Annotated in this window: 16 protein-coding genes; 3 read left to right on the top strand and 13 right to left on the bottom strand. The window is 66.6% G+C overall.

The window, feature by feature from the left end; genetic code table 11:
- Window positions 1-250: 250 nt before the first annotated feature.
- Genes FHG09_RS02390 through FHG09_RS02400 form a run of 3 tightly spaced genes read right to left on the bottom strand, consistent with a single transcriptional unit; the run spans window position 251 to window position 3375 of the window.
- The gene (locus tag FHG09_RS02390) at window positions 251-919 is read right to left on the bottom strand and encodes a GntR family transcriptional regulator (RefSeq protein WP_193627252.1); all 669 of its coding nucleotides are present in this window, start codon (window positions 917-919) and stop codon (window positions 251-253) included.
- Window positions 920-964: 45 nt separating this feature from the next.
- The gene (locus FHG09_RS02395) at window positions 965-1861 is read right to left on the bottom strand and encodes a universal stress protein (RefSeq protein ID WP_152346085.1); all 897 of its coding nucleotides are present in this window, start codon (window positions 1859-1861) and stop codon (window positions 965-967) included.
- Window positions 1858-3375 (bottom strand): alanine/glycine:cation symporter family protein, encoded by a 1518-nt coding sequence (locus FHG09_RS02400; protein WP_152346086.1) that lies wholly within the window; start codon window positions 3373-3375, stop codon window positions 1858-1860. Before FHG09_RS02400 ends, FHG09_RS02395 begins: the two co-directional genes overlap by 4 nt.
- 179 nt (window positions 3376-3554) lie before the next feature.
- Between FHG09_RS02400 and FHG09_RS02405 the strand changes: the two genes are divergently transcribed.
- Window positions 3555-5060 carry an aldehyde dehydrogenase family protein gene (locus FHG09_RS02405; protein ID WP_193627253.1) on the top strand — a complete coding sequence of 502 codons (1506 nt, stop codon included), beginning with the start codon at window positions 3555-3557 and terminating at the stop codon, window positions 5058-5060.
- 48 nt (window positions 5061-5108) lie between these two features.
- Here the strand turns inward: FHG09_RS02405 and purU are convergent, their stop codons facing one another.
- The 7 genes from purU to glyA form a co-directional block, all read right to left on the bottom strand.
- Window positions 5109-5963 (bottom strand): formyltetrahydrofolate deformylase, encoded by an 855-nt coding sequence (purU, locus tag FHG09_RS02410; protein ID WP_152346087.1) that lies wholly within the window; start codon window positions 5961-5963, stop codon window positions 5109-5111.
- Between the two features lie 149 nt (window positions 5964-6112).
- Entirely contained in the window at window positions 6113-7567 is a 1455-nt protein-coding gene (locus FHG09_RS02415) for an L-serine ammonia-lyase (RefSeq protein ID WP_152346088.1), read from the bottom strand.
- Entirely contained in the window at window positions 7567-8274 is a 708-nt protein-coding gene (locus tag FHG09_RS02420) for a sarcosine oxidase subunit gamma (RefSeq protein WP_152346089.1), read from the bottom strand. The genes FHG09_RS02415 and FHG09_RS02420 overlap by 1 nt, the downstream gene beginning before the upstream one ends.
- Window positions 8267-11176, bottom strand: coding sequence for a 2Fe-2S iron-sulfur cluster-binding protein (locus FHG09_RS02425; RefSeq protein WP_152346090.1), 2910 nt, complete (start codon window positions 11174-11176; stop codon window positions 8267-8269). The genes FHG09_RS02420 and FHG09_RS02425 overlap by 8 nt, the downstream gene beginning before the upstream one ends.
- Window positions 11173-11463, bottom strand: a complete 291-nt coding sequence (locus FHG09_RS02430; RefSeq protein WP_152346091.1) for a sarcosine oxidase subunit delta — start codon at window positions 11461-11463, stop codon at window positions 11173-11175. The genes FHG09_RS02425 and FHG09_RS02430 overlap by 4 nt, the downstream gene beginning before the upstream one ends.
- Window positions 11464-11495: 32 nt before the next feature.
- Window positions 11496-12713, bottom strand: a complete 1218-nt coding sequence (locus FHG09_RS02435; protein ID WP_152346092.1) for a sarcosine oxidase subunit beta family protein — start codon at window positions 12711-12713, stop codon at window positions 11496-11498.
- Window positions 12713-14080, bottom strand: a complete 1368-nt coding sequence (glyA, locus tag FHG09_RS02440) for a serine hydroxymethyltransferase (protein ID WP_152346093.1) — start codon at window positions 14078-14080, stop codon at window positions 12713-12715. Before glyA ends, FHG09_RS02435 begins: the two co-directional genes overlap by 1 nt.
- Window positions 14081-14216: 136 nt before the next feature.
- On the opposite strand from glyA, the gene FHG09_RS02445 reads away from it, so the two are divergent.
- Window positions 14217-14879 carry a GntR family transcriptional regulator gene (locus FHG09_RS02445; RefSeq protein ID WP_152346094.1) on the top strand — a complete coding sequence of 221 codons (663 nt, stop codon included), beginning with the start codon at window positions 14217-14219 and terminating at the stop codon, window positions 14877-14879.
- Window positions 14880-15040: 161 nt separating this feature from the next.
- Window positions 15041-16162 (top strand): hypothetical protein, encoded by a 1122-nt coding sequence (locus FHG09_RS02450; protein WP_152346095.1) that lies wholly within the window; start codon window positions 15041-15043, stop codon window positions 16160-16162.
- A 105-nt stretch (window positions 16163-16267) separates the two neighbouring features.
- On the opposite strand, the gene FHG09_RS02455 is transcribed toward FHG09_RS02450, so the two are convergent.
- From FHG09_RS02455 to FHG09_RS02465, 3 genes are read right to left on the bottom strand one after another with little or no spacing between them, the layout of a single operon-like run.
- The gene (locus FHG09_RS02455; protein WP_152346096.1) at window positions 16268-18784 is read right to left on the bottom strand and encodes a cytochrome b/b6 domain-containing protein; all 2517 of its coding nucleotides are present in this window, start codon (window positions 18782-18784) and stop codon (window positions 16268-16270) included.
- 1 nt (window position 18785) lies between these two features.
- A complete protein-coding gene (locus FHG09_RS02460; protein ID WP_152346097.1) occupies window positions 18786-19763 on the bottom strand; it encodes an electron transfer flavoprotein subunit alpha/FixB family protein in 978 nt (325 codons plus the stop codon).
- 11 nt (window positions 19764-19774) lie between these two features.
- The gene (locus FHG09_RS02465) at window positions 19775-20551 is read right to left on the bottom strand and encodes an electron transfer flavoprotein subunit beta/FixA family protein (protein ID WP_152346098.1); all 777 of its coding nucleotides are present in this window, start codon (window positions 20549-20551) and stop codon (window positions 19775-19777) included.
- Window positions 20552-20625 lie beyond the last annotated feature (74 nt).

A 20625-nucleotide genomic window follows, 5' to 3' on the forward strand; every position in this document is an offset into this window, starting at 1 on the left:
ACCTGGCGCGGGTGAATTCCCTCGGTCGCCGACTTCCGAAATCAGCCGTTCAAATCAGCCATGCACGCATGGCTGGCCCTGCGCCGGTCCGGAAAACACCCGGCCCGACGAATACAGGTCACGATCGGATAGTTTCCGGCGCGGAAAGTATCCGATCCCGACCCATATTTGATGGGAACGTCTCCGAAAGTGACCACTAGTCGCCGGCCTGGTCCCCAGCCCCGAGCGGACTGTCCTCGACGGTCGGCCCTCAGGCCCCCAGCCCGGCGCGGATACGGCGGACGGCGTCATCGAAGGACTCTTCGGTCACCTCGGCGGCGACCCCAGGGTCGCCGGCGTCGACGGCGTCCATGAGTCGGCGTTGGTGCTTGAGCAGCGGCACCTTGGCCTCGGCTGCGATCTCCCGTCTGGCGCCGACGAGTTTGTAGGCCCGGCAGCGCAGCCACAGGGTCCGGATCGTCTCGACGAGGACGGGGTTGCCCGAGGCGGAGTAGATCGTCGCAAGCAGCTCTTCGTCGTGATCGAGGTAATCCGTTGCATCGCCGGAGTCGAGAGCCGCCTCCATCGCAGCGAACTCCTCGTCCAGCTGCGCCCGGCCGGCCTCGTCGAGCTTCTGCGCACCCTGGACCGTCGCTTCGACCTCGAGGATGCGTCGCACCGAATAGATCTGCAGCAGCTCCTCGGCGGTGAAATCCTTGACCACGGCCCCGCGGTGCGGACTGGTCTCGACGAGTCCGACCTCCTCGAGCCGGGCCAGCGATTCGCGTACGGGCATGACGCTCGTGCCCAGCGACGCTGCGAGCTGGCGGATCCGCAATCGATCCCCGCTGCGATATTCGCCGGAGAGGATGCTCGCCTGCAGCGCCTCGAACACCTGGTCGCCGATGCGTGGGCCGATCTCGGTCTGGGTCTCGCTCATATTCGACAGTCTATCCACGCCGAGGCGGCTTGCCCGTTCTCCCGATCACTTCAGCCAGGGCATGACGATGACCGGAACCTGAGAGTGCCGAATGATGCGGGCCGCATTCGTTCCGAGGAAGACACGAGAGCGCCGTCCCGCCGAGGACGACCCGACGACGAGGAGTTCACCGGCTTCCCACTCGATCGCCGCCAGAGCCGCCTTCCAGTCCTTGCCGATGCCGACCGCGTCGGCAACTGACTCCCCTGCAGCACCCTCCCCTCGTTCGGTCTCGTCAAGGCCGCCGATCGCCTCGGCCTGCACCGTCTTCAGTTCGGCGACGAGCGCCTTGCGCGCCGATTCCTCTTCGACGGACTCGGGCGGGACTGTCCGGCCGCTGACACCGAAGGTCGCGATGCGCAGACGTCCGCAGGTGGCGCCCGCGAACTCGGCGGTCGCCGCGAGCACAGCGTGTGCTCCCGTGTCGGGGCGGAACGAACAGGTCACGCGCGTGAGTCGCTCCGGAGCGACGAATCCCTTGGGCGCAAGCGCCACCGGGACCGGGGAGGAATGCAGGAGCCGGTCGGAGGTCGAGCTCACGCGGATACGTCCGCGGGTCCCCTCGGTGCCCGACCCGAGGACGATCATCGTGGCCTGGTGGGCGGCCGCCTCGGCGAGGATGCCCTTCGCCCGGGAACGGTTCTCCACGGCCACCGCCTCGGTGCTCAGATCGGGACAGATCTGGGCCGCCGCCTGCTCGGCCTCGCGGACCGCCTGGCGAGCGCGTTTCTTCGCCCACGCAGCGAACTGCAGGTCGCTGCCCGAGGGGATCGAGCCCCGCCCGGCTTCGGGGACGACGCTGACGATGCGCAGATCCTCGCCCTGAGATCGGGCGATGAACGCGGCCAGGTGGAGCGCGGAACGATCTCTCTTTCCGTGCGGGAATGCGGCGATGATCGTCATGGTGTGCCATCCTTCGGATCGGTGTCGGACACTGTCGTGGTCCCGGACGGATCGGTGGTGCGGGAAGTCGGGGCCGCCTCGGCGCGCATCTCCTCCCAGAAGTTCGCATGCCTGATTCCCAGCTTCACGGGGTCGAAGACTGGGTTGAGTCCCTGCCTGCGCTGGGTGTCGAAGTCCTTCAGGGTCTTCAGCGCGATTCCGGAGAGCGCGATGAGGGCGAGGAAGTTGATGACGCCCAGGGTCGCATACCCCATGTCGCCGACGGCCCAGACGGCGCCGGCGTCGACGACGCAGCTGATGAAGTACACGGCCAGCAGGGCGCATTCGAGAATGCGGATGTAGATCCGATTGCCCTCGCCGACGATGAAGGACAGGTTCGTGTCGGCGATGAAGTAGAAGGCGACGATGGTCGTGATCGCGAACATCGCCACCGAGATCGCGATGAACGGTGAGCCGAATCCGGTGGCCACGGTGTCGACGGCGGCCTGGGTGAAGTTCGTGCCGGGCTCGATGCCGGGGAGGTTGACGAGCAGCTCGCGGCCGTCCTCGGTGATGACGTTGTACTGGCCGGTCACGACCATCATCAGTCCGGTGAGCATGCAGACGGTCAGGGTGTCGATGTAGATCGAGAAGGTCTGGACGAGCCCCTGTTTGGCGGGGTGGCTGACCTCGGCGGCTCCGGCGGCGTAGGTGCCTTCGCCGACGCCGGCGACATTGGAGAACAGGGCGCGGCGCACGCCCCAGGAGATTGCGGCTCCGACGATGCCGCCGAAGACCTGGTCGGCGCCGAAGGCCGAGGAGATGATGAGCCCGATGGCGCCGGGCAGTTCGGTGACGTTGACGAGCAGGACGACGATCGCCCCGCCGATATAGCCCACGGCCATGATCGGGACGATGACGTTGACGACGCGCACGATGCGTTCGCGCCCGCCCCAGATGATGATTCCGAGCACTGCGGTGACGACGATGCCGGTGACCCAGCCGGGGATGCCGAAGGCGTACTCGACGCTCACGGCGATGCTGTTGGACTGGATGCCGGGCGCCAGGAGAGTGTAGAGGATGAGCGCGATGACCGCGGCGATCATGCCCAGCCACCGCTTCTGGAACACCTTGTACAGGTAGTAGGGCACGCCGCCCTTGAGTTCGCTGTCGATGCGCTCCTTATAGATCTGGGCGAGCGTCGACTCGACGAACGCGGTCGCCCCTCCGCAGAAGGCCATCACCCCCATCCAGAACAGTGCACCGGGTCCGCCCCAGCCCACAGCGGTTGCGACGCCGGCTATGTTGCCGACGCCGACGCGGTTGCCGATGGTCAGGGCGAGCGCCTGGAAGGGGGTGAGTCCGCCGGGGGCGGTGCTGCCGTCGCCCTTGAGCTCGCGCAGCATCTGCGGGAAGAGGCGGATCTGGAGAACTCTGGTGCGGATCGTGAAGTAGAGACCCATGACGATGGCGAGACCGATGACCGGCATCCACATCGCATTGGCGATCTCCTGCAATCGAGTGGTGAAGTCCATGAGCACAGCTCCGTGTTCGTGGTCGTTTGTGAGCGCTGACGCTTGCGGCGCCCGGCGACGACGGCTGGTTTCTCCGCCGATGTGATTGCATGTTACACGAATCACGTAATAATGTGATCACATCCGATTGATAGTGCGAGTGGATCATCACCTGCTGAACCGAAGAAGCGGAGGCTCCTATGCCCGTCCCACCCACCGACCACATTGTCCGCAGCACCTCACAGGCTCCTCTCGTCGCCGAGTCCGAGCTGCCCCCGCTCACCCACCACATCGACGGAGCGTTCATCGATGCCGGGACGACATCCGCGACGACGATCCTGGTCAACCCGGCCGACGAGACGACCATCGCCGAGGTGGCCGAAGGCTCGGCCGCCGACGTCGATTCCGCGGTGGCTGCCGCACGTCGTGCGCTCGAGGGCTGGAGAGCCCTGACCCCGAAATCCCGCGCCGACGTCCTGCTGGCCATCGCTGATCGCATCGAGGCGAACGCCGATGTTCTCATCCGACTCGAGTCTCTCAACGCCGGCAAGCCGCATGCGGTCGCCGAGGACGACATCTCGATGGCCGCGGACACGTTCCGCTTCGCCGCGGGTGCTTCTCGGGCCTTCACCGAACTCGGGTCAGGCGACTACGTCGAGGACCACACCTCGATCATCCTGCGCGAACCGGTCGGGGTCGTCGGGGTGGTCGTGCCCTGGAACTATCCGCTGCTCATGGCCGCGTGGAAGATCGGTCCGGTGCTGGCCGCCGGGAACACGATGGTGCTCAAACCCTCGGAGCAGACCCCGCTGACGGCTCTCAAGCTCGTCGAAATCATCGCCGATCTCCTGCCCGCCGGTGTCCTCAACATCGTCCTCGGTCTCGGACCCAGCGTCGGAGCGCGGCTCTCTGATCACCCCGATATCGACCTCGTGGCGCTGACCGGCAGCGTCGGCAGCGGGAAGGCCGTGGCCACGAGTGCCGGAGAGAGCCTCAAGCGCGTTCACCTCGAACTCGGCGGCAAGGCCCCGGTCATCGTCTTCGCGGATGCCGATCTGCAGGCCGCCGCCGAAGGTGTGCGCACCGCGGGGTTCTGGAATTCCGGGCAGGAGTGCGGTGCCGGAACTCGAGTCCTCGTCGACGCCTCGGTGGCCGAGGAGTTCACACGGCTCCTCGCCAAGGAGGTTTCGACCTATGTCGTCGGCGATCCCCGAGGAGGTGCCGAGGTCGAGCTCGGACCGCTGGTCTCGCGAGCGCACTTCGAGCGGGTGACAGGCTTCCTCGAGCGGGCGACCGCCGAGGGTGCCCGACCGGTCGTCGGCGGTGGGCCGATCGAGGGCCCGGGATTCTTCGTCGCCCCGACCGTGCTCGCCGATGTGGCAGCCGGCTCAGAGGCCTCGCAGGAGGAGATCTTCGGCCCTGTCGTGACGATCGAGACCTTCGAGTCAGAGGACGAGGCGATCACCCGGGCGAACGAGGTTCCCTACGGTCTGGCCGCCTCGGTGTGGACGAAGGATGCAGCGCGCAGCCTCGATGCGCCGCGCCACCTCGACTTCGGCACCGTATGGGTCAACTCCCATCTCGCACTCGCCGCCGAAGTGCCATGGGGCGGCTTCAAGGGCTCGGGCTACGGCCGCGACCTGTCGATCTACGCCCTCAACGACTTCTCCCGAACCAAACACGTCCAGATCAACCACGCCCGGTGAGACCTGGTGCCGGCGGAGCCGGTCCGCCGGCACCATCTCTGCGCCAGCTCACCGCAGGACGACGGTCCTCTTGCCCGAGAGGAACACGCGGCCGTCGCAGTGCCATTTCACGGCATTGGACAGGGCTTTGCATTCGGCGTCGCGACCGGCGGCGACGAGGTCTTCGGGACCGAAGGAATGGTCGACTTCCACGAGCTGCTGGGCGATGATGGGGCCCTCGTCGAGTTCGCTGTTGACGAAGTGCGCGGTCGCCCCGACGGTCTTGACTCCGCGCTCCCACGCCTGGTGGTAGGGCTTGGCACCTTTGAAGGACGGCAGGAACGAGTGGTGGATGTTGATGGCGCGGCCCGTGAGCTCGCGGGCGAGGTCGTCGGAGAGGATCTGCATATAACGGGCGAGGACGACGAGGTCGACCTCGAAGCGGTCGACGAGCTCGAGCAGCTTCGCTTCGGCCTCGGGCTTCGTCTCCTTCGTCACGGGGATCCGGAAGAAGGGGATGTGATGCCATTCGACGAGCTCCCGATGGTCGGGGTGGTTCGACACGACGGCCGCGATCTCGATCGGCAACTCGCCGACGCGGGCCCGGAAGAGCAGATCGTTGAGGCAGTGCTCGAACTTCGAGACCATGATGAGCACCCGCCGCCTCTCCCCCTGCGGCCACAGCTGCCAGGTCGCTCCGAACTCCTCTCCGATCGCCTCGAAGTCGGTCCGCAGCGCCTCTATCCCGTTGCCGGATTCTGCAGAGACGCTGAAATCGATGCGCAGGAACAGGCGCTCGGTGTACTGGTCGTCGAACTGCTTGAGTTCCTTGATGTCGCCGCCGTGGGTGAGCAGGGCGCCGGTCACCGAGTGGAGGATGCCGGGACGCTCGTCGCATTCGAGGGTGAAGATGAAATCCTGCATGTGCTTGTCTTTCTGTTCGGTCGTGCCGGATCTGGGGTGGTCCAGCAGCTGTGGTGGTGCAGCAGCTGGTGTGGTGCGAAATCAGGGGCGGTGTCCGACACGGGCCGGCTGCGGCGGTGCGCCGAGGCCGGCCCGTGATCTCGTGCTGTTCAGCACTCGATGACGTTGACGGCGAGGCCGCCGCGCGAGGTCTCCTTGTACTTCGATTTCATATCGGCTCCAGTCTGCCGCATCGTCTCGATCGCCTGGTCGAGGCTCACCCGATGCGAGCCGTCGCCGTGCATCGCCAGCCGGGCCGCGTTGATCGCCTTCACCGAGGCGATCGCATTGCGTTCGATGCAGGGAACCTGCACGAGCCCGCCGACCGGGTCACACGTGAGCCCGAGGTTGTGCTCGAGACCGATCTCCGCGGCGTTCTCGACCTGCTCTGGAGTCCCACCGAGCACGGCGCACAGTCCTGCGGCAGCCATCGCACAGGCCGATCCGACTTCTCCCTGGCAGCCCACCTCGGCGCCGGAGATCGAGGCATTGCGCTTGAACAGGATCCCGATCGCCCCGGCCGTCAGCAGGAATTTTACGACGGCATCGTCGGACATCTCTGCGTCGGTGACGAAGCGGTCCATGTAATGGAGCACCGCGGGAATGATGCCCGCTGCCCCGTTCGTCGGGGCCGTGACGATCCGCCCGCCCGAGGCGTTCTCCTCGTTGACGGCCAAGGCGTAGAGGTTGACCCATTCGAGGGCGTCGAGCGAACCGGATGCCTTGTACTCGGCGTCCTCGAGCTTCGCCCGCAGATCGGGGGCACGCCGGCGCACCTTGAGCCCGCCGGGCAGCGTCGTCTCCTCACGCGTGCACCCGTTGTGCACGCATTCGCGCATCACCGCCCAGATCGCCAACAGCTTCTCCCGCAGCTGCGCATCCGTGCGAGCAGCGCGTTCGTTGACGGCCATGAGCTCGGCGATGCTCAGCCCGTGCTCACGGCAGGCGGCGAGGAGCTCATCGGCCGTGGCGAACTCGATCGCCTGCCCGGCTTCCCCCTGCCCCGCCGTCGCCGAGGCGGCTTCCTGCCCAGCCGCCTGCTGGCCTGCTGATTCGGCACTTCCGATCGCCTCGGCGGCGTCCTTCTCGGCCAAGAGTTCCTCGGCGGTGACGACGAATCCCCCGCCGACCGAGTAGTACTCGCGCTCGATGACCTCACCGCCCGCCTCGGCGCGGATGAGCATCCCGTTGGGATGGCCGGGCAGGTTCTTCCGCAGGTGGAGGACGAGATCCGTCTCCGGTTCGAATTCGATGACCAATCGCCCGCCGAGGTGGAGCTTCCGTTGCGTCTTCACCTCCTCGACCAGCGGGCCCACCTGGTCGGGGTCGAGCGTTTCGGGATCGAAACCGCTTAAGCCGATGAGCACCGCCGAGTCCGATCCGTGCCCGATTCCGGTCGCGGCCAGCGAACCGTAGAGTCCGACCCGGACCCGACGGGCCCGGTGGAGGACCCCCTGCCCATCGAGTTCATCGACGAATCGGAGTGCGGCCCGCATCGGCCCCACCGTGTGGGAGGAGGAGGGGCCGATGCCGATCGAGAAGAGATCGAGGACCCCGAGTGCCATCAGCCGACGTCCTCTTCGCGCGCCGAGGCACGGCCGGCATCGCTCGCCCCGACCTCGGCGCTCTCGCCGTCGTCGAGGAACTCGTCCATTCCGTCGAGCAGCCAGCGGACGGTGAAGTCCGCGAAGCTCGCTCGCGGGTAGACGCGATATTCGAGCACCGAGGAGTGGTGGAGGATGACCGGCACGGGGCCCAGCGCAGTGACGATCGCGGTGCCGACGCCGAAGGCGCGGGGGTGAAGGTCGGCGCGGCAGCTCTTCTCGAGCACCTCCCGGGCCTTCGAGCCCGAAAGCTGGAGGATCGTGCGGTTGGCCGAGAGGTCGACGGCCTGTCCGGGCAGTCCTTCGAGACCCGCCTCGGCGACGAGCGTCTCGCCCGGCTGCTGGTGCCGGGAGACGTCGACGGCGAGGAACTCGTCGGGGCTCAGCCACAGGATGTGCAGTCCTGCACCGTCGCCGGTGACCTCACCGACCCGACGCGGCAGCGGCAGGCCGAAGACGTCTTCGAGCGCCCGGCCAGAGCCCGAATCCGGCTGTCCCCGCAGACCGAGCTGGACGGAGAACGGCAGCTCGCGCAGAGCGACCCGGCGCCCGCCGGCGGCACTCGCATCGGCCATCGCCTCGGCCAGATGCGCGGCCGGGGAGACCCGGAGGTCCTCGAGGGATTCGGGTGTGACGAGGGTGTCAGTGGAATAGGTGGTGTCAGCCATCGCGGCGGTTCCCTTCAGGATCGTAGAAGACGGGCGAGGTGATCTCGACGTCGACCAGGGTGTCCCCGAGCGGGGACTGGACGACCTCACCAGTCCGGTTGCGGCCGTTCTCGACGAGCGCGAGCCCGATGGGCCGGTCGAGTGAGGGCGAGATGTAGGACGAGGTGACGTGACCGATCATCGGCACCGGTCCCGCCTCGGGAGTGACGGGGGTGCCCGAGGTGATGAGCTGGGCGCCTTCGGCCAGACGGGTGGTCCCATCGACCGGGAGCACGCCCACGAGATGCTTGCGGTCCTCCCGAGACGTATCGACCCGTGAGTACGAGCGCTTGCCGATGAAGTCCTTGAGCTTCGAGACGATCCACTCCATGCCCGCATCCTGTGGGGTCACGGTGCCGTCGGTGTCCTGGCCGACGATGATGAAGCCCTTTTCGGCACGCAGCACGTGCATGACTTCGGTGCCGTACGGGGTGATGTCGTACTCGGCACCTGCCTCGGCGACGGCCTCCCAGACAGTCAGCCCATAGAAGGTGTCGACGTTGATCTCGAAGGCGAGCTCACCGGAGAACGAGATCCGGCAGATCCGTGCGGGAATGCCGTTGGCCAGCGTGGTCTCTCGGAAGCCCATGAACTCGAAGGCCTCGTTGGACACGTCGAGGTTCGGGGCGAGCTTCGCGATGACGTCGCGCGACCGGGGCCCGGCCACGGCGACGGTCGACCACTGTTCGGTCACCGAGGTGAAGACGACGTCGAGTTCGGGCCATTCGGTCTGGTGCCATTCCTCGAGCCATTCGAGGACGGTTGCCGCCCCGCCGGTCGTCGTCGTCATATAGTAGCGGTCCTCGGCCACGCGCAGGGTCACGCCGTCGTCGAAGATCATTCCGTCGGGCTTGCACATCAGTCCGTAGCGGCCCTTGCCGACTTTCAGCTTCTTGAAGCCGTTCGTGTAGATCTGGCCGAGGAACTCTCCGGCGTCCTGCCCGCGGATCTCGATCTTGCCCAGGGTCGAGGCGTCCTGGAAGCCGACGGATTCGCGCACGGCCTTGCCCTCGCGCAGCACCGCCGCGTCCATGTCCTCGCCCGGCTGCGGGTAGTACCAAGGACGCTTCCACTGGCCGACGTCTTCGAACTCGGCGCCGTGGGCGACGTGCCAGGGGTGGATCGAGGTGACCCGGGCCGGGTCGAAGAGTTCGCCCTTGCGCCGTCCGGCCAGTGCCGCGAACGGGACCGGGGCGAAGGGTGCGCGGAAGGTCGTGTGACCGACCTGACCGAGGTCGTCGGCCTCCCCCAGCACCGAGGCGATCGCGCCGATCGCGTTGACCGCCGAGGTCTTGCCCTGATCGTTGGCCGTCGAGATCGACGTGTAGCGCTTGATGTGTTCGACCGAACGCATGCCTGCGTTCATCGCCCGCTGCACGTCGGCGACGGTCTGATCTCGCTGGAAGTCGATGAAGTGCGTGGTCAACGCGTCGTGGTCATCCTCGGCCGAGGTGACCAGCCACAGCGGGCGCGCCGGGGCATAGGCCATCGGGGAGGCCGCGGGGACGGCGACGGCGGCGGGGAACCCGGTCCGGTTCGCTGCGGCATTGCCCGCCTCGGCACCCTGACGCAGTGCCGATTCGAGCGAGTAGTCTCCGGTGACGGAGCCTGCCGTGAACTGGTCGCGGACGGGGGCCGTGGGCACGAAGGCCGCGATGTCGACGTTCCAGTGGATCTTGCCCTTGCGCTGACCGTGCAGGTGGATGACCGGCGAGTGTCCGCCGGAGACGGCAAGCAGGTCGACGGCGATCTCGTCGCTCTCACCTGCGGCAACGCCGTCATCGTCGAGTCCGGCAACTGTGATCGCGCTGATCCGTCCGGCGGGTCCCTCACCGGCGGTGCCGGTGACGGCCGAGCCGAGGATGAGACGGGTGCCCGTGGCCCCGGTGACGGCTTCTGCCACCGCCGAGGCGGTCGGGCGGGAGTCGATGACCGCGGGGACGGTGATGCCTGCCGCGTGCAGGTCGGCCACGAGATCGTAGGCGGAGTCGTTCGTCGTCGCCACGGCCACGCTCACGCCTGCGGCGACGCCAAAGCGGCCGAGGTAGGTGCGCACGGCCGAGGCCAGCATGATGCCCGGGCGGTCGTTGTCGGCGAAGACGATCGGACGGTCGTGGGCGCCGGTGGCAAGCACGACCTGCCCGGCGCGGATGTGCCAGACTCTCTGGCGCACCCCGCGACCACCGGCAGCGGCGACGGCTTCGGTGCGGTCTTCGAGGGCGACGAAGTAGTTCGAGTCGTAGCTGCCGAAGACCGTGGTGTTCTTCACGTACGTGACTTCTTCGTGCTCGGCGAAACCGGCGACGGTTGACTCGACCCAGGCGGTGGCGTCCTGTCCGTCGATGGTCTCGGCCGTGGCCGGCCCTGCCGAGAGCAGGGAACCGCCGGGCAGGGACTGGTCATCGAGCAGCAGCGTGCGGGCACCGGACTTGCCGGCCTCCCGTGCGGCGGCGAGTCCGGCGGGCCCGGCGCCGACGATGAGGACGTCGGTGTGGATGTGCTTGTGCTCGTACGTCAGTTCGTCCTGGCCGGGGTCGAGGATCCCGAGCCCTGCGAGGTAGTCGGCCTCGAGTCCTTCGGCGATGGCTACGCGGGTGGCGGGCAGCATCGATTCGGAGACGTCTCCGGGGAACCGGGAGTGCACGCGGACCAGCGCATTGGACTCCTCGACGCCGGCGCCGAGGATGCCGCGAGCTCGACCCAGATAGGTCGAGTTGCCGCAGTCGATGCGGCCTGAGGCGATGAGGGCGCTGGCGATCGTGTCACCGGCGAAGCCCGAGTAGGTCTGTCCGTCGACGGTGAAGTCGATCGGTCGGGTGGTGTCGATGCCGGTGGCACCGGGCAGACGGGTGGTGTTCGTCATCGAACCTCTCCTTGCGTGTCGGGACGGGGCGAGCCGATCGGGTAGATCGCGGTGAAGTCGTAGGTGGCCGTGTCGCGGACGGCGTTGAACCACTTCCGGCATCCGGCGCTGTGGCTCCACATCTCGGCAAAGGCACCGCGACTGTTCTCACGGTAGAAGAGGTACTCGCCCCATTCCCTGTCGGTCAGAGCGTACGGGTCTTCGGGGTAGGGAACGTGCGCCTGTCCGCCGTAGTGGAATTCGGTTTCGTCCCTCGGCCCGCAGTTCGGGCAGTGGATGAGCAGCATGTCGGTCCTTTCAGTCCGGAGCGTCGACTCGCTCAGTGCGCCACGGCGGCGGCGCCGTGTTCGTCGATGAGATGGCCGGTTTCGAAGCGGTCGAGGGCGAACGGGGCGTTGAGCGGGTGGGGTTCGTCGTTCGCGATGGTGTGGGCGTAGGTGAAGCCCGCCGCAGGGGTCCCCTTGAAGCCGCCGGTGCCCCAGCCGCAGTTGGCGTAGAGTCCCTCGACTTCGGTCTTCGACACGATCGGTGAGGCGTCGAGGGTGACGTCCACGTTGCCGCCCCAGGTGCGCAGCACATGAGCGCGGGCGAAGATCGGGAAGAGCTCGACCGCGGCGGCCAGCTGCTCCTCGATGACGTGGAAGCCGCCTCTTTGACCGTAGCCGTTGTACGAGTCGACGCCGGCGCCCATGACGAGTTCGCCCTTGTGCGCCTGGGAGGCGTAGACGTGGACGTGGTTGGACATGACCACGGTCGGGTGCACGGGTTCGAAGAGTTCGGAGACCAACGCCTGCAACGGATGGGTCTGGATCGGCAGACGGATCCCGGCCATGTCGGCGAGCACCGAGGAGTCGCCGGCCACGGCCAGGGCGACCTTCTCGGTGGCGATCGGTCCGCGGTTCGTCTGCACGCCGACGACCTTGTCGCCGATGCGATCGATGCCGGTGACCTCGCAGTTCTGGATGATGTCGACACCCATCTCATCGGCCTTGCGGGCGAAGGCCCAGGCCACGTGGTCGTGCTTGGCGATGCCGGCGCGCGGCTGATAGGTCCCGCCCATCACGGGGTAACGGAGGTCGTCGCCGATGTTGATGATCGGGCAGACTTCCTTGACCTGCTTGGGGTCGAGCCATTCGGCGTCGACGCCGTTGAGCCTGTTCGCATTCACACGGCGCTGGGATTCGCGCACGTCCTGGAGTGTGTGGGCGAGGTTGAGCACGCCGCGCTGGGAGAAGAGGAAGTCGTAGTCGAGTTCGGCCGGCAGCTGCTCCCAGAGCTTGAGTGACTTCTCGTAGATCGCGGCGGACTCGTCCCACAGGTAGTTCGAGCGGATGATCGTCGTGTTCCGGGCCATGTTGCCCCCGGCCAGCCAGCCGCGTTCGAGAATGGCGATGTTCGTCATTCCGTGGTTCTTCGCGAGGTAGTAGGCGGTGGCGAGCCCGTGGCCGCCGCCGCCGATGATGACGGCTTCGTAGGACTTCTTCGGCTCCGGGTTGCGCCACAGGAAGTCGGGGTGTTCGGGAAGCTGGTCTGCCATCAGCGTGCTCCGATCTCGGTGAGGGTGGGGTACAGGGGGTGGTCGTTCGCGAGCCGGGTGACCCGGTCGCTCAGTTCGGCGATGGTCTCGGGGCTCGCTCCGTTCTCATTCGTGCCGGCCTTGAGCACCTCGGCGATGATGTCGGCCGCCTCGGCGAAGGCATCGCTGCCGAATCCGCGGCTGGCCAGGGCCGGGGTGCCGATCCGCAGCCCGGAGGTGACCATCGGCGGCCGGGGGTCGTCGGGTACGGCGTTGCGGTTGACGGTGATGCCGATCTGGGCGAGCAGATCTTCGGCTTGTGCCCCGTCGAGGTTCGAGTTGCGCAGATCGACGAGGACGAGGTGGACGTCGGTGCCTCCGGTGAGGATCGAGATGCCGCGGTCGGCGACATCGGATTCGGTCAGGCGGCGCGCGAGTTCGGCCGCACCGGCCAGGGTCCGCTTCTGCTTGTCGACGAAGGCGTCGGTGGCGGCCAGACCGAAGGCCACGGCCTTTCCGGCGATGACGTGTTCGAGGGGTCCGCCCTGTTGACCGGGGAAGACAGCGGAATTGATCTTCTTTGCGATGTCCGCGTCGCCTGAGAGGATGATGCCTCCGCGGGGACCGCCGAGGGTCTTGTGCGTCGTCGAGGACACGACGTGGGCGTGCGGTACGGGTGAGGGGTGGAGGCCCGCGGCGACGAGCCCGGCGAAGTGGGCCATGTCGACCATGAGGTAGGCACCGACGGAGTCGGCGATGCGGCGGAACTCGGCGAAGTCGAGCTGCCGGGTGTAGGCCGACCAACCGGCGACGATGAGCTTCGGCTGGTGCTCCTCGGCGAGGCGTTCGGCCTCGGCCATGTCGACGCGACCGGTCTCGGCATCGAGGCCGTAGGGGACGATGTTGTAGAGGCGGCCGGAGTAATTGATCTTCATTCCGTGGGTGAGGTGGCCGCCGTGGGCGAGGTTGAGTCCGAGGACGGTGTCGCCGGGGCGGATGAGGGCGTGCATGACCGAGGCGTTGGCCTGGGCGCCGGAGTGCGGCTGGACGTTCGCGTACTCGGCGCCGAAGAGGGCCTTGACGCGGTCGATGGCGATGCGTTCGATCTCGTCGACATTTTCGCAGCCGCCGTAGTAGCGGCGACCGGGGTAGCCCTCGGCGTACTTGTTCGTGAGCACCGACCCCTGTGCTTCCATGACTGCCGCGGCGGTGTGGTTCTCCGAGGCGATCATCTCCAGGCCCTCGCGCTGCCGGGCCAGTTCGGCGTCGATGAAGCCGGCGACCTGCGGATCGAGTTCGGCGATCGGGGTGCTCAGCTCGACGGGTTCGCGACTGGGGAAGGCTTCGGTCGTGCCGGCTTCGGCGGGGTTTGCGAGTTGCTCTGTCATGGATCTCCTTTGACCTGTCGCAATCAGCCGTCCTCGACTGATCAGCAACTAATATATCAGATGCGTTCCTGTAGTGTAGGCAGAGAAATCCAGTCGACGCAATACATTGTCAGCAGAGTTTTCCAGGAGTCTTCTCATGAGCGCATCCGCCGACGCGACGTCACCGACGACGTCCCTGGCGAATCACGCCTATGAGATCCTGCGGCACCGGCTCATCATGCTCGACATCGCTCCGGGCGATCCGATCAACGAGGCTGCCCTGAGCGCCGAACTCAAGGTCGGCCGCACACCGATCCGCGAGGCACTCAAACGCCTCGAGCGCGATCACCTCGTCGTGTCCTATCCGCGGCGCGGAACCTTCGCCACCAATGTCGACCTCACCGATCTGTCGACGATCTCGGAGATGAGGGAAGCTCTCGAGCCGATCGCCGCCCGTCGCGCGGCCCGCAGCCTCACATCCGAGCGGCGCATGGATTTCACGGCCGCGATCGCCGGCCTCAAGGCGCTCGAGTCGACCGACGATCAGCGCACGCTCATGGAGCGCGACCTCGAGGTCCACCGACTCATCTACGGGTCTGCGGACAATCCGCACCTGTCGGAGACGCTCATCCGCCTCGACGACCTGGCCACCCGCATCTGGTGCCTCGTCATCCCGGGGATCCCGGATCTCGTCACTCACATCCGCGAGCACATCGATCTGCTCGAGGCGATCCTCGACGGCGATGAGGAGACCGTCGCCGCCCGCGCCGCCGAGCACGTGCGAGAGTTCGACAAGACCGTCCGTTCCACCCTGCACTGAGGCTCCCCTCCACCTGGCACCGAGAGCCCACTCCGCCCTGTACCCGACCTCGGCCCCCGTTGACGTGATCACAAACACACAGTAACGTCCATTGATGTGATATATCAGTTGTCGACCTGAATTGGTCGATGACCACATTCCCTCAACGACGAAGGACCTCCATGACTGACACCTCCACCGCCGCTCATCTGGCTTCAACCGAGAAGACCAGCATCCTCCGGGTCATCACATACGCCGGAGCGATCATCGCGTTCCTCATCGGCTCGGGCTTCGCGACCGGCCAGGAAATCCTCCAGTACTACGCGTCCTACGGTTTCTGGGGCGTCTTCGGCACCGGTCTTCTGGTGCTCGTGCTCATCTCCTATGTGGCCGTCGAGCTCTTCCTCACGGGCCGACGGGAGCAGTTCGAGAAGCCGTCGCGTGTCTTCTACTACTACGGCGGGAAGTACCTCGGCACGTTCTTCGACTACTTCTCGATCCTCTTCGTCTTCCTCTCCTTCACCGTGATGATCTCCGGCGCCGGAGCCGTATTCGAGGAGCATTACGGACTGTCGAAGTTCATCGGCGGGACCGCTCTGGCCGCGGCTGTCTGCCTCACCGTGTGGTTCGGGCTGACCAGCCTCGTCGACGTCATCGGCAAGATCGGCCCGATCATCGTCGTCGTCGCGATCGCCCTCGGCGTCTATGGAATCATGCGCGACCCGGAAGGCATCTCCTCCGGCGCGGAGATCCTGCCGAGTCTCGACGTCACGCAGACATCGTCGAACTGGTTCCTCTCCGGACTGTCCTATGTCGGGTTCTGCATGCTCTGGCTCGCGGCGTTCCTCGCGGCTCTCGGCAAGACCGTGAAGAACCGACGTGAGGCCACGGCCGGCGGCCTCGTCGGAGGCGTCGCCTTCTCTCTGGCCTGCATGGTCGTCAGTCTCGGGCTGCTCGCCAATATCGCCGAGGTCTTCGACGCCGAGATCCCGATGCTCGTCCTGGCCAGCAGCCTCGGACCGTGGATCGGTGCGCTCATCTGCGTGATGATCCTCGCCGGGATCTACACGACGGCTATTCCGCTGCTGTGGACGGTGTCCTCGCGCTTCTTCGACGACAAGACGAAGAAGTTCAAGTACGTCACGATCGGCCTCGCCGTGCTCGGGACGATCATCGGCCTCGCCCTGCCATTCTCGCAGATGGTCAACATCGTCTACGTCATCAACGGCTACGTCGGCATCGTCCTCCTGGTGCTGATGATCATCCGCACGATCCGCCACGTGGCCACTCGCACCAAGAAATAGAACCTCGCCGAGGCGGCCCGATCAGCCCATGAGAAGGGCCCTGCCGGACTGAGTGTCCGACAGGGCCCTTCGCCTGCCAATCGCCGCGCGTCTGCGCTGAACTCGCTACCTACTCGACACGCGTCCGAACAGGTTCGCGATCGGAGCCAACAGCAGCGGCCTGGCCGCGAACCAACCGGCCACGACCACGACCATCGCAACGAGGAACCAGATGAGCCCGGCCCAACCCAGCATGTTCGTCCCGGCGAACATGTAACCGAGGTTCTGCCGCAGTCCGGTCGTGAACACGAGGAACACGTGGACGAGAATGAAGAACACGAAGAACAGCATCGTCGGGAAGTGGATCGCCCGAGCCAGCGGCGCCGGGTAGATCTTGTTCAGCTTCGCAGCGTCCTTCGGCCACCATTCGCTCATCCGCACACCCGTGATCGCAGCCACCGGGGCGGCGATGAACACGATGATGAAGTACATGAGCTGCTGGAGCGCGTTGTAGTTGACCCACGCATCCTCCACCGGCCATTCCATCGTCGCGTACTGCAGCGCCGCCGACAACGCGTTCGGGAAGACTTCCCAACTGGTCGGCACGATGCGTGCCCAGTGTCCGGAGACGAAGAGCAGCACGACGAAGACGACACCATTGGCCAGCCACAGCAGGTCGAGACCCGTGTGCAGCCAGAGGTTGATGCTGACCTTCTTCCCGCCCTTCTTCGGGGTGTAGAACGCCGGCGGCTTCTGCTGGTGTCGCACCTGCAGACCCGAACGGATGATGAGCACCATGAAGAAGATGTTGAGGAAGTGCGTCCATCGCACCCAGCCCGGGAAGCCGGGATCGACGAACTCCGGGATGTGATATTCGCCCGGGTAGCGTTCGAGGAACTCCGGCACGCCCGGCAGGGTCGTGACACCGCGTGCGGCGAGGATGAGGATCCCGGCCACGACGATGAGTCCGCCGAGTCCCAGCCCGACGAGCTTGGACCACTGTCCCAGCGACTTCGAACCGATCATGACCGGTTCCTTCTTCGCTGCAGGCTTCGCCGAGGTGGTGCTGCCCGAACCGGACGACGCGGCCTTCGCAGCCGGTGCCGTCTTCGCGGCCGGCTTGTCCGCGGTGCGTGCCGCGGACTGCTCCGTCGACTTCGCGGCGGGCTTGGCCATCGGTTTGCGCTGAGCGGGCTTGTCCGTGGTCTTCGCCGCAGGCTTCGCCATCGGCTTGCGCTGAGCGGGCTTCTTCTCGGCTTCGTCAGATTTCTTCTCTGACGCCGAGGCGGCCCCCGCAGCGGCCGCACCTGCACCGGCGGCGGCTCCCGCGCCAGCGGCTGCCGCACCGACGCCGCCGATTCCGGTGCGCCGGCCCTGGGGCTTCTTCTCACCAGATTCGTCAGCGGCAGCCGGCTTCGATTCCTGTTTCGCGGCTTCGCCGGACTGTGCGTGTTCGGCTGGCTTGCCTGCCTCGGTAGATGCGGCATCGGTCGACGTGGCGTCGGCGGCCTTCTCTTCAGCCGGAGCCGAAGCGGCGGCCGAGCCCGCGGCAGGTTTGGCAGCGTGTGCGGGTGCGAAGCCTTCCGGCGGCCAGGGGTCTCCCCCGGGCGTACGGGGAAGTCCCCGGCGCAGCGGTACATCGGAGAGTTCTCCGGAGCCCTCACCGCTCGCGGCTGCTCCAGCCACGCCGGCACCTGCGGCACCGGCACCCGCTGCCGCAGCAGCAGACGACGATTCAGAAGCAGTGTCCTCTGAGGTCTCAGCGGCAGCAGTTTCGGCAGAGTCAGGCTGAGCAGCCGGTTCTTCTGCAGCCTCGCCCGTAGGCGCAGCCTCTGCCGGAGCAGCAGCGCCGGCGGATCCACCTGCGGCCTTGACTCCGGCAGGTGCGAAACCTTCCGGCGGCCAAGGATCTCCACCGGCGACCCGCGGCAGACCACGGCGCAGTGGAACCTCGGCGGCAGGGGCGGATTCGGCAGCGGGAGCATCGGTGGCGGCAGGTTCTGCCGCAGCCGACTCATCATCGGAAGCCGAGGCCGCGACAGCAGCACCTGCCGCTGCCCCGGCTCCAGCCGTCGCGGCAGCTGCAGCCGGGGCAGCCGAGGGCTGTTCGTCCGATTCAGCGGACGCCGCATCCTCGGTCGAATCCTCAACAGCGACATCCTCTTCGAATGGAGGCTCTTCCGGAGCCGACGATTCAGCAGAAGCCGAAGGAGCAGCAGAAGCACCGGTGGCCTTCACTCCGGCCGGAGCAAGACCTTCCGGCGGCCAGGGCTCTCCGCCCTCGACGCGCGGCAGACCGCGACGCAAGGGCACTTCGGCCGAAGTAACTGCCTCTGCTGGTTCCTCGACGGAATCTCCAACGGGCTCCTCGACCGAATCCTCAACGGGCTCTTCGGCTTCGGCGGAAGCCACGGTCTCCGTCGATTCCTCACCCGACTCGGCGTCAGAAGGCTGCGCGTCGGTCACATCGGGCTCGACCGCCTCGGCGGGGGAACCTTCATCCAGTTCCTCCGTCTCGGCAGTCTCCGGCAGCCACGACGCGCCCTCTTCCAAGGGTTCGCCGATGGTGCCCTCCGGGGGCCAGGGATCTCCGCCTTCGACCCGGGGCAGACCCGAGCGCAGCGAACTGGAATAGGTTGCCATATCAGGACTTGTTCTCGCTCAGTGATTCGATGGCCTGGGGAACGACCTTGAACAGGTCACCGACGACGCCGAAGTCGGCGATGTCGAAGATCGGGGCTTCAGCGTCCTTGTTGACCGCAACGATGGTCTTCGAGGTCTGCATTCCGGCCTTGTGCTGGATCGCACCGGAGATGCCCAGCGCCACGTAGAGCTGCGGGGACACGGACACACCGGTCTGGCCGACCTGGTGCGACTGCGCGATGTAGCCGGCGTCGACGGCCGCACGGGAGGCACCGAGCGCGGCACCGAGAGTGTCGGCGAATCGGCCGACGAGTTCGAAGGACTCTTCCGAACCGACGCCGCGACCACCGGAGACGACCTTCTGCGCACCACGCAGCTCGGGCCGCGACGAGGTTTCGACAACGGCTTCGAACGAATCGATCGAGGCCGCACGCTTACCGGAATCGGCGACCTCGAGGGCCTGTGTGTTCGCGGACTGCGCTTCGGCGCGGGCTTCGATCGAGCCCAGCCGCACGGTGACGATCGGGGCGCCGAAGGTCGGTGCCGACGACGCGGTGTAGCCGCCGCCGTAGACGGAATGGTTGACCACGATGCCCTCGGAGTCGCGCTCGAGTCCGACGGCGTCGACGGACACAGCCGATCCGCTGCGCACGGCAAAGCGACCGGCGATGTCACGACCGTCGAGAGTGTTGGGCACGAGGACGGCGTCGGGAGCGGTGAGCTCGGCGGCTGCGGCCACGGCATCGACGGCCGCAGTGCCGAGGTTGCCCTCGACGGCTGCGGCGGTCAGGGTCGCCACGGCGCCGAGTTCGGCGGCCTTCTCGGCAGCGGCGTCGGTGCCTCCGGCGGCGAGCACGAGGGCCACGGGCGAGCCGATCTCAGCCGCGCCGCCGAGCAGTTCGGCGGCCGGCTTCTCCAACTGGCCCTCGGCATCGGCGGTGAGGACGACGAGAATGGAATCCTGCGGGAATTCTGACATGACGATTCTCCTTAGGCCAGACGGTTCTTGGTGAGGTATTCGGCGAGTTCGACTCCGCCATTGCCTTCGTCGACGACCTTCTCACCGGCTTCGCGCGGCGGCTTCTCGGCGACGGTGACCATGATGGAACGGGCCACGGACTGGTCCTCGGCGTCGATGCCGAGATCGGACAGGCTGATGACTTCGAAGGGCTTCTTCTTCGCGGCCATGATGCCCTTGAAGTTCGGGAAGCGGGCCTCAGGAAGCGCCTCGGTGATGGAGATGACGGCGGGCAGTTCGGCCGAGACCTGCTGCTGGCCGCCCTCGACGCCGCGGGTGCCCGACACCTTGCCATCGGTCAGCTCCACGGTCGACAGGCCGGTCACGTGCGGGTAGTCGAGGTGCTCGGCGAGCATCGCCGGCATCATGCCGCCGTTGCCGTCGGTGGAGACGTTTCCGGTGACGACGAGGTCGAATTCACCGCGGCGCAGAGCGGCGGCAAGCACCTCGGCGGTCAGTCCCAGATCGGCCCCGGTCAGCGACTCATCGGCCACGTGTACAGCGTCGTCGGCGCCCATCGCCAGACCCTTGCGGATCGTGGCGGTCGCGGTATCCGGTGCCATCGAGATGACGGTCACCTCGGTGTCGCCGTCACTGTCTTTCTGGGTCAGCGCAACCTCGAGGGCACGCTCACCGATCTCATCGAGGACGGCTTCCGAGGCGCCGCGATCGGCGAGCCCGGTTTCCAAGTTCAGTTTGCGGTCGCCGTAGGTATCCGGGACCTCTTTGACCAACACCGCGATCTTCAAGGATGACTCCTTAGGTTCGTGAAGCAGTTCCAGCTGCAATGAGACTTTCATCTCATAATCTACAGGTGGCTGAT

It is taken from the genome of Brevibacterium sp. CFH 10365 (assembly GCF_009299785.1).
GTDB lineage: Bacteria > Actinomycetota > Actinomycetes > Actinomycetales > Brevibacteriaceae > Brevibacterium > Brevibacterium limosum.

Coding starts and splice junctions, on each gene's coding strand:
- FHG09_RS02435 (WP_152346092.1), bottom strand. CDS start 12,713: ATGGCAGACCAGCTTCCCGAACACCCCGACTTCCTGTGGCGCAACCCG.
- glyA (WP_152346093.1), bottom strand. CDS start 14,080: ATGACAGAGCAACTCGCAAACCCCGCCGAAGCCGGCACGACCGAAGCC.
- FHG09_RS02400 (WP_152346086.1), bottom strand. CDS start 3,375: ATGGACTTCACCACTCGATTGCAGGAGATCGCCAATGCGATGTGGATG.
- FHG09_RS02455 (WP_152346096.1), bottom strand. CDS start 18,784: ATGGCAACCTATTCCAGTTCGCTGCGCTCGGGTCTGCCCCGGGTCGAA.
- FHG09_RS02395 (WP_152346085.1), bottom strand. CDS start 1,861: ATGACGATCATCGCCGCATTCCCGCACGGAAAGAGAGATCGTTCCGCG.
- FHG09_RS02390 (WP_193627252.1), bottom strand. CDS start 919: ATGAGCGAGACCCAGACCGAGATCGGCCCACGCATCGGCGACCAGGTG.
- purU (WP_152346087.1), bottom strand. CDS start 5,963: ATGCAGGATTTCATCTTCACCCTCGAATGCGACGAGCGTCCCGGCATC.
- FHG09_RS02430 (WP_152346091.1), bottom strand. CDS start 11,463: ATGCTGCTCATCCACTGCCCGAACTGCGGGCCGAGGGACGAAACCGAA.
- FHG09_RS02405 (WP_193627253.1), top strand. CDS start 3,555: ATGCCCGTCCCACCCACCGACCACATTGTCCGCAGCACCTCACAGGCT.
- FHG09_RS02420 (WP_152346089.1), bottom strand. CDS start 8,274: ATGGCTGACACCACCTATTCCACTGACACCCTCGTCACACCCGAATCC.
- FHG09_RS02415 (WP_152346088.1), bottom strand. CDS start 7,567: ATGGCACTCGGGGTCCTCGATCTCTTCTCGATCGGCATCGGCCCCTCC.
- FHG09_RS02445 (WP_152346094.1), top strand. CDS start 14,217: ATGAGCGCATCCGCCGACGCGACGTCACCGACGACGTCCCTGGCGAAT.
- FHG09_RS02425 (WP_152346090.1), bottom strand. CDS start 11,176: ATGACGAACACCACCCGTCTGCCCGGTGCCACCGGCATCGACACCACC.
- FHG09_RS02460 (WP_152346097.1), bottom strand. CDS start 19,763: ATGTCAGAATTCCCGCAGGATTCCATTCTCGTCGTCCTCACCGCCGAT.
- FHG09_RS02450 (WP_152346095.1), top strand. CDS start 15,041: ATGACTGACACCTCCACCGCCGCTCATCTGGCTTCAACCGAGAAGACC.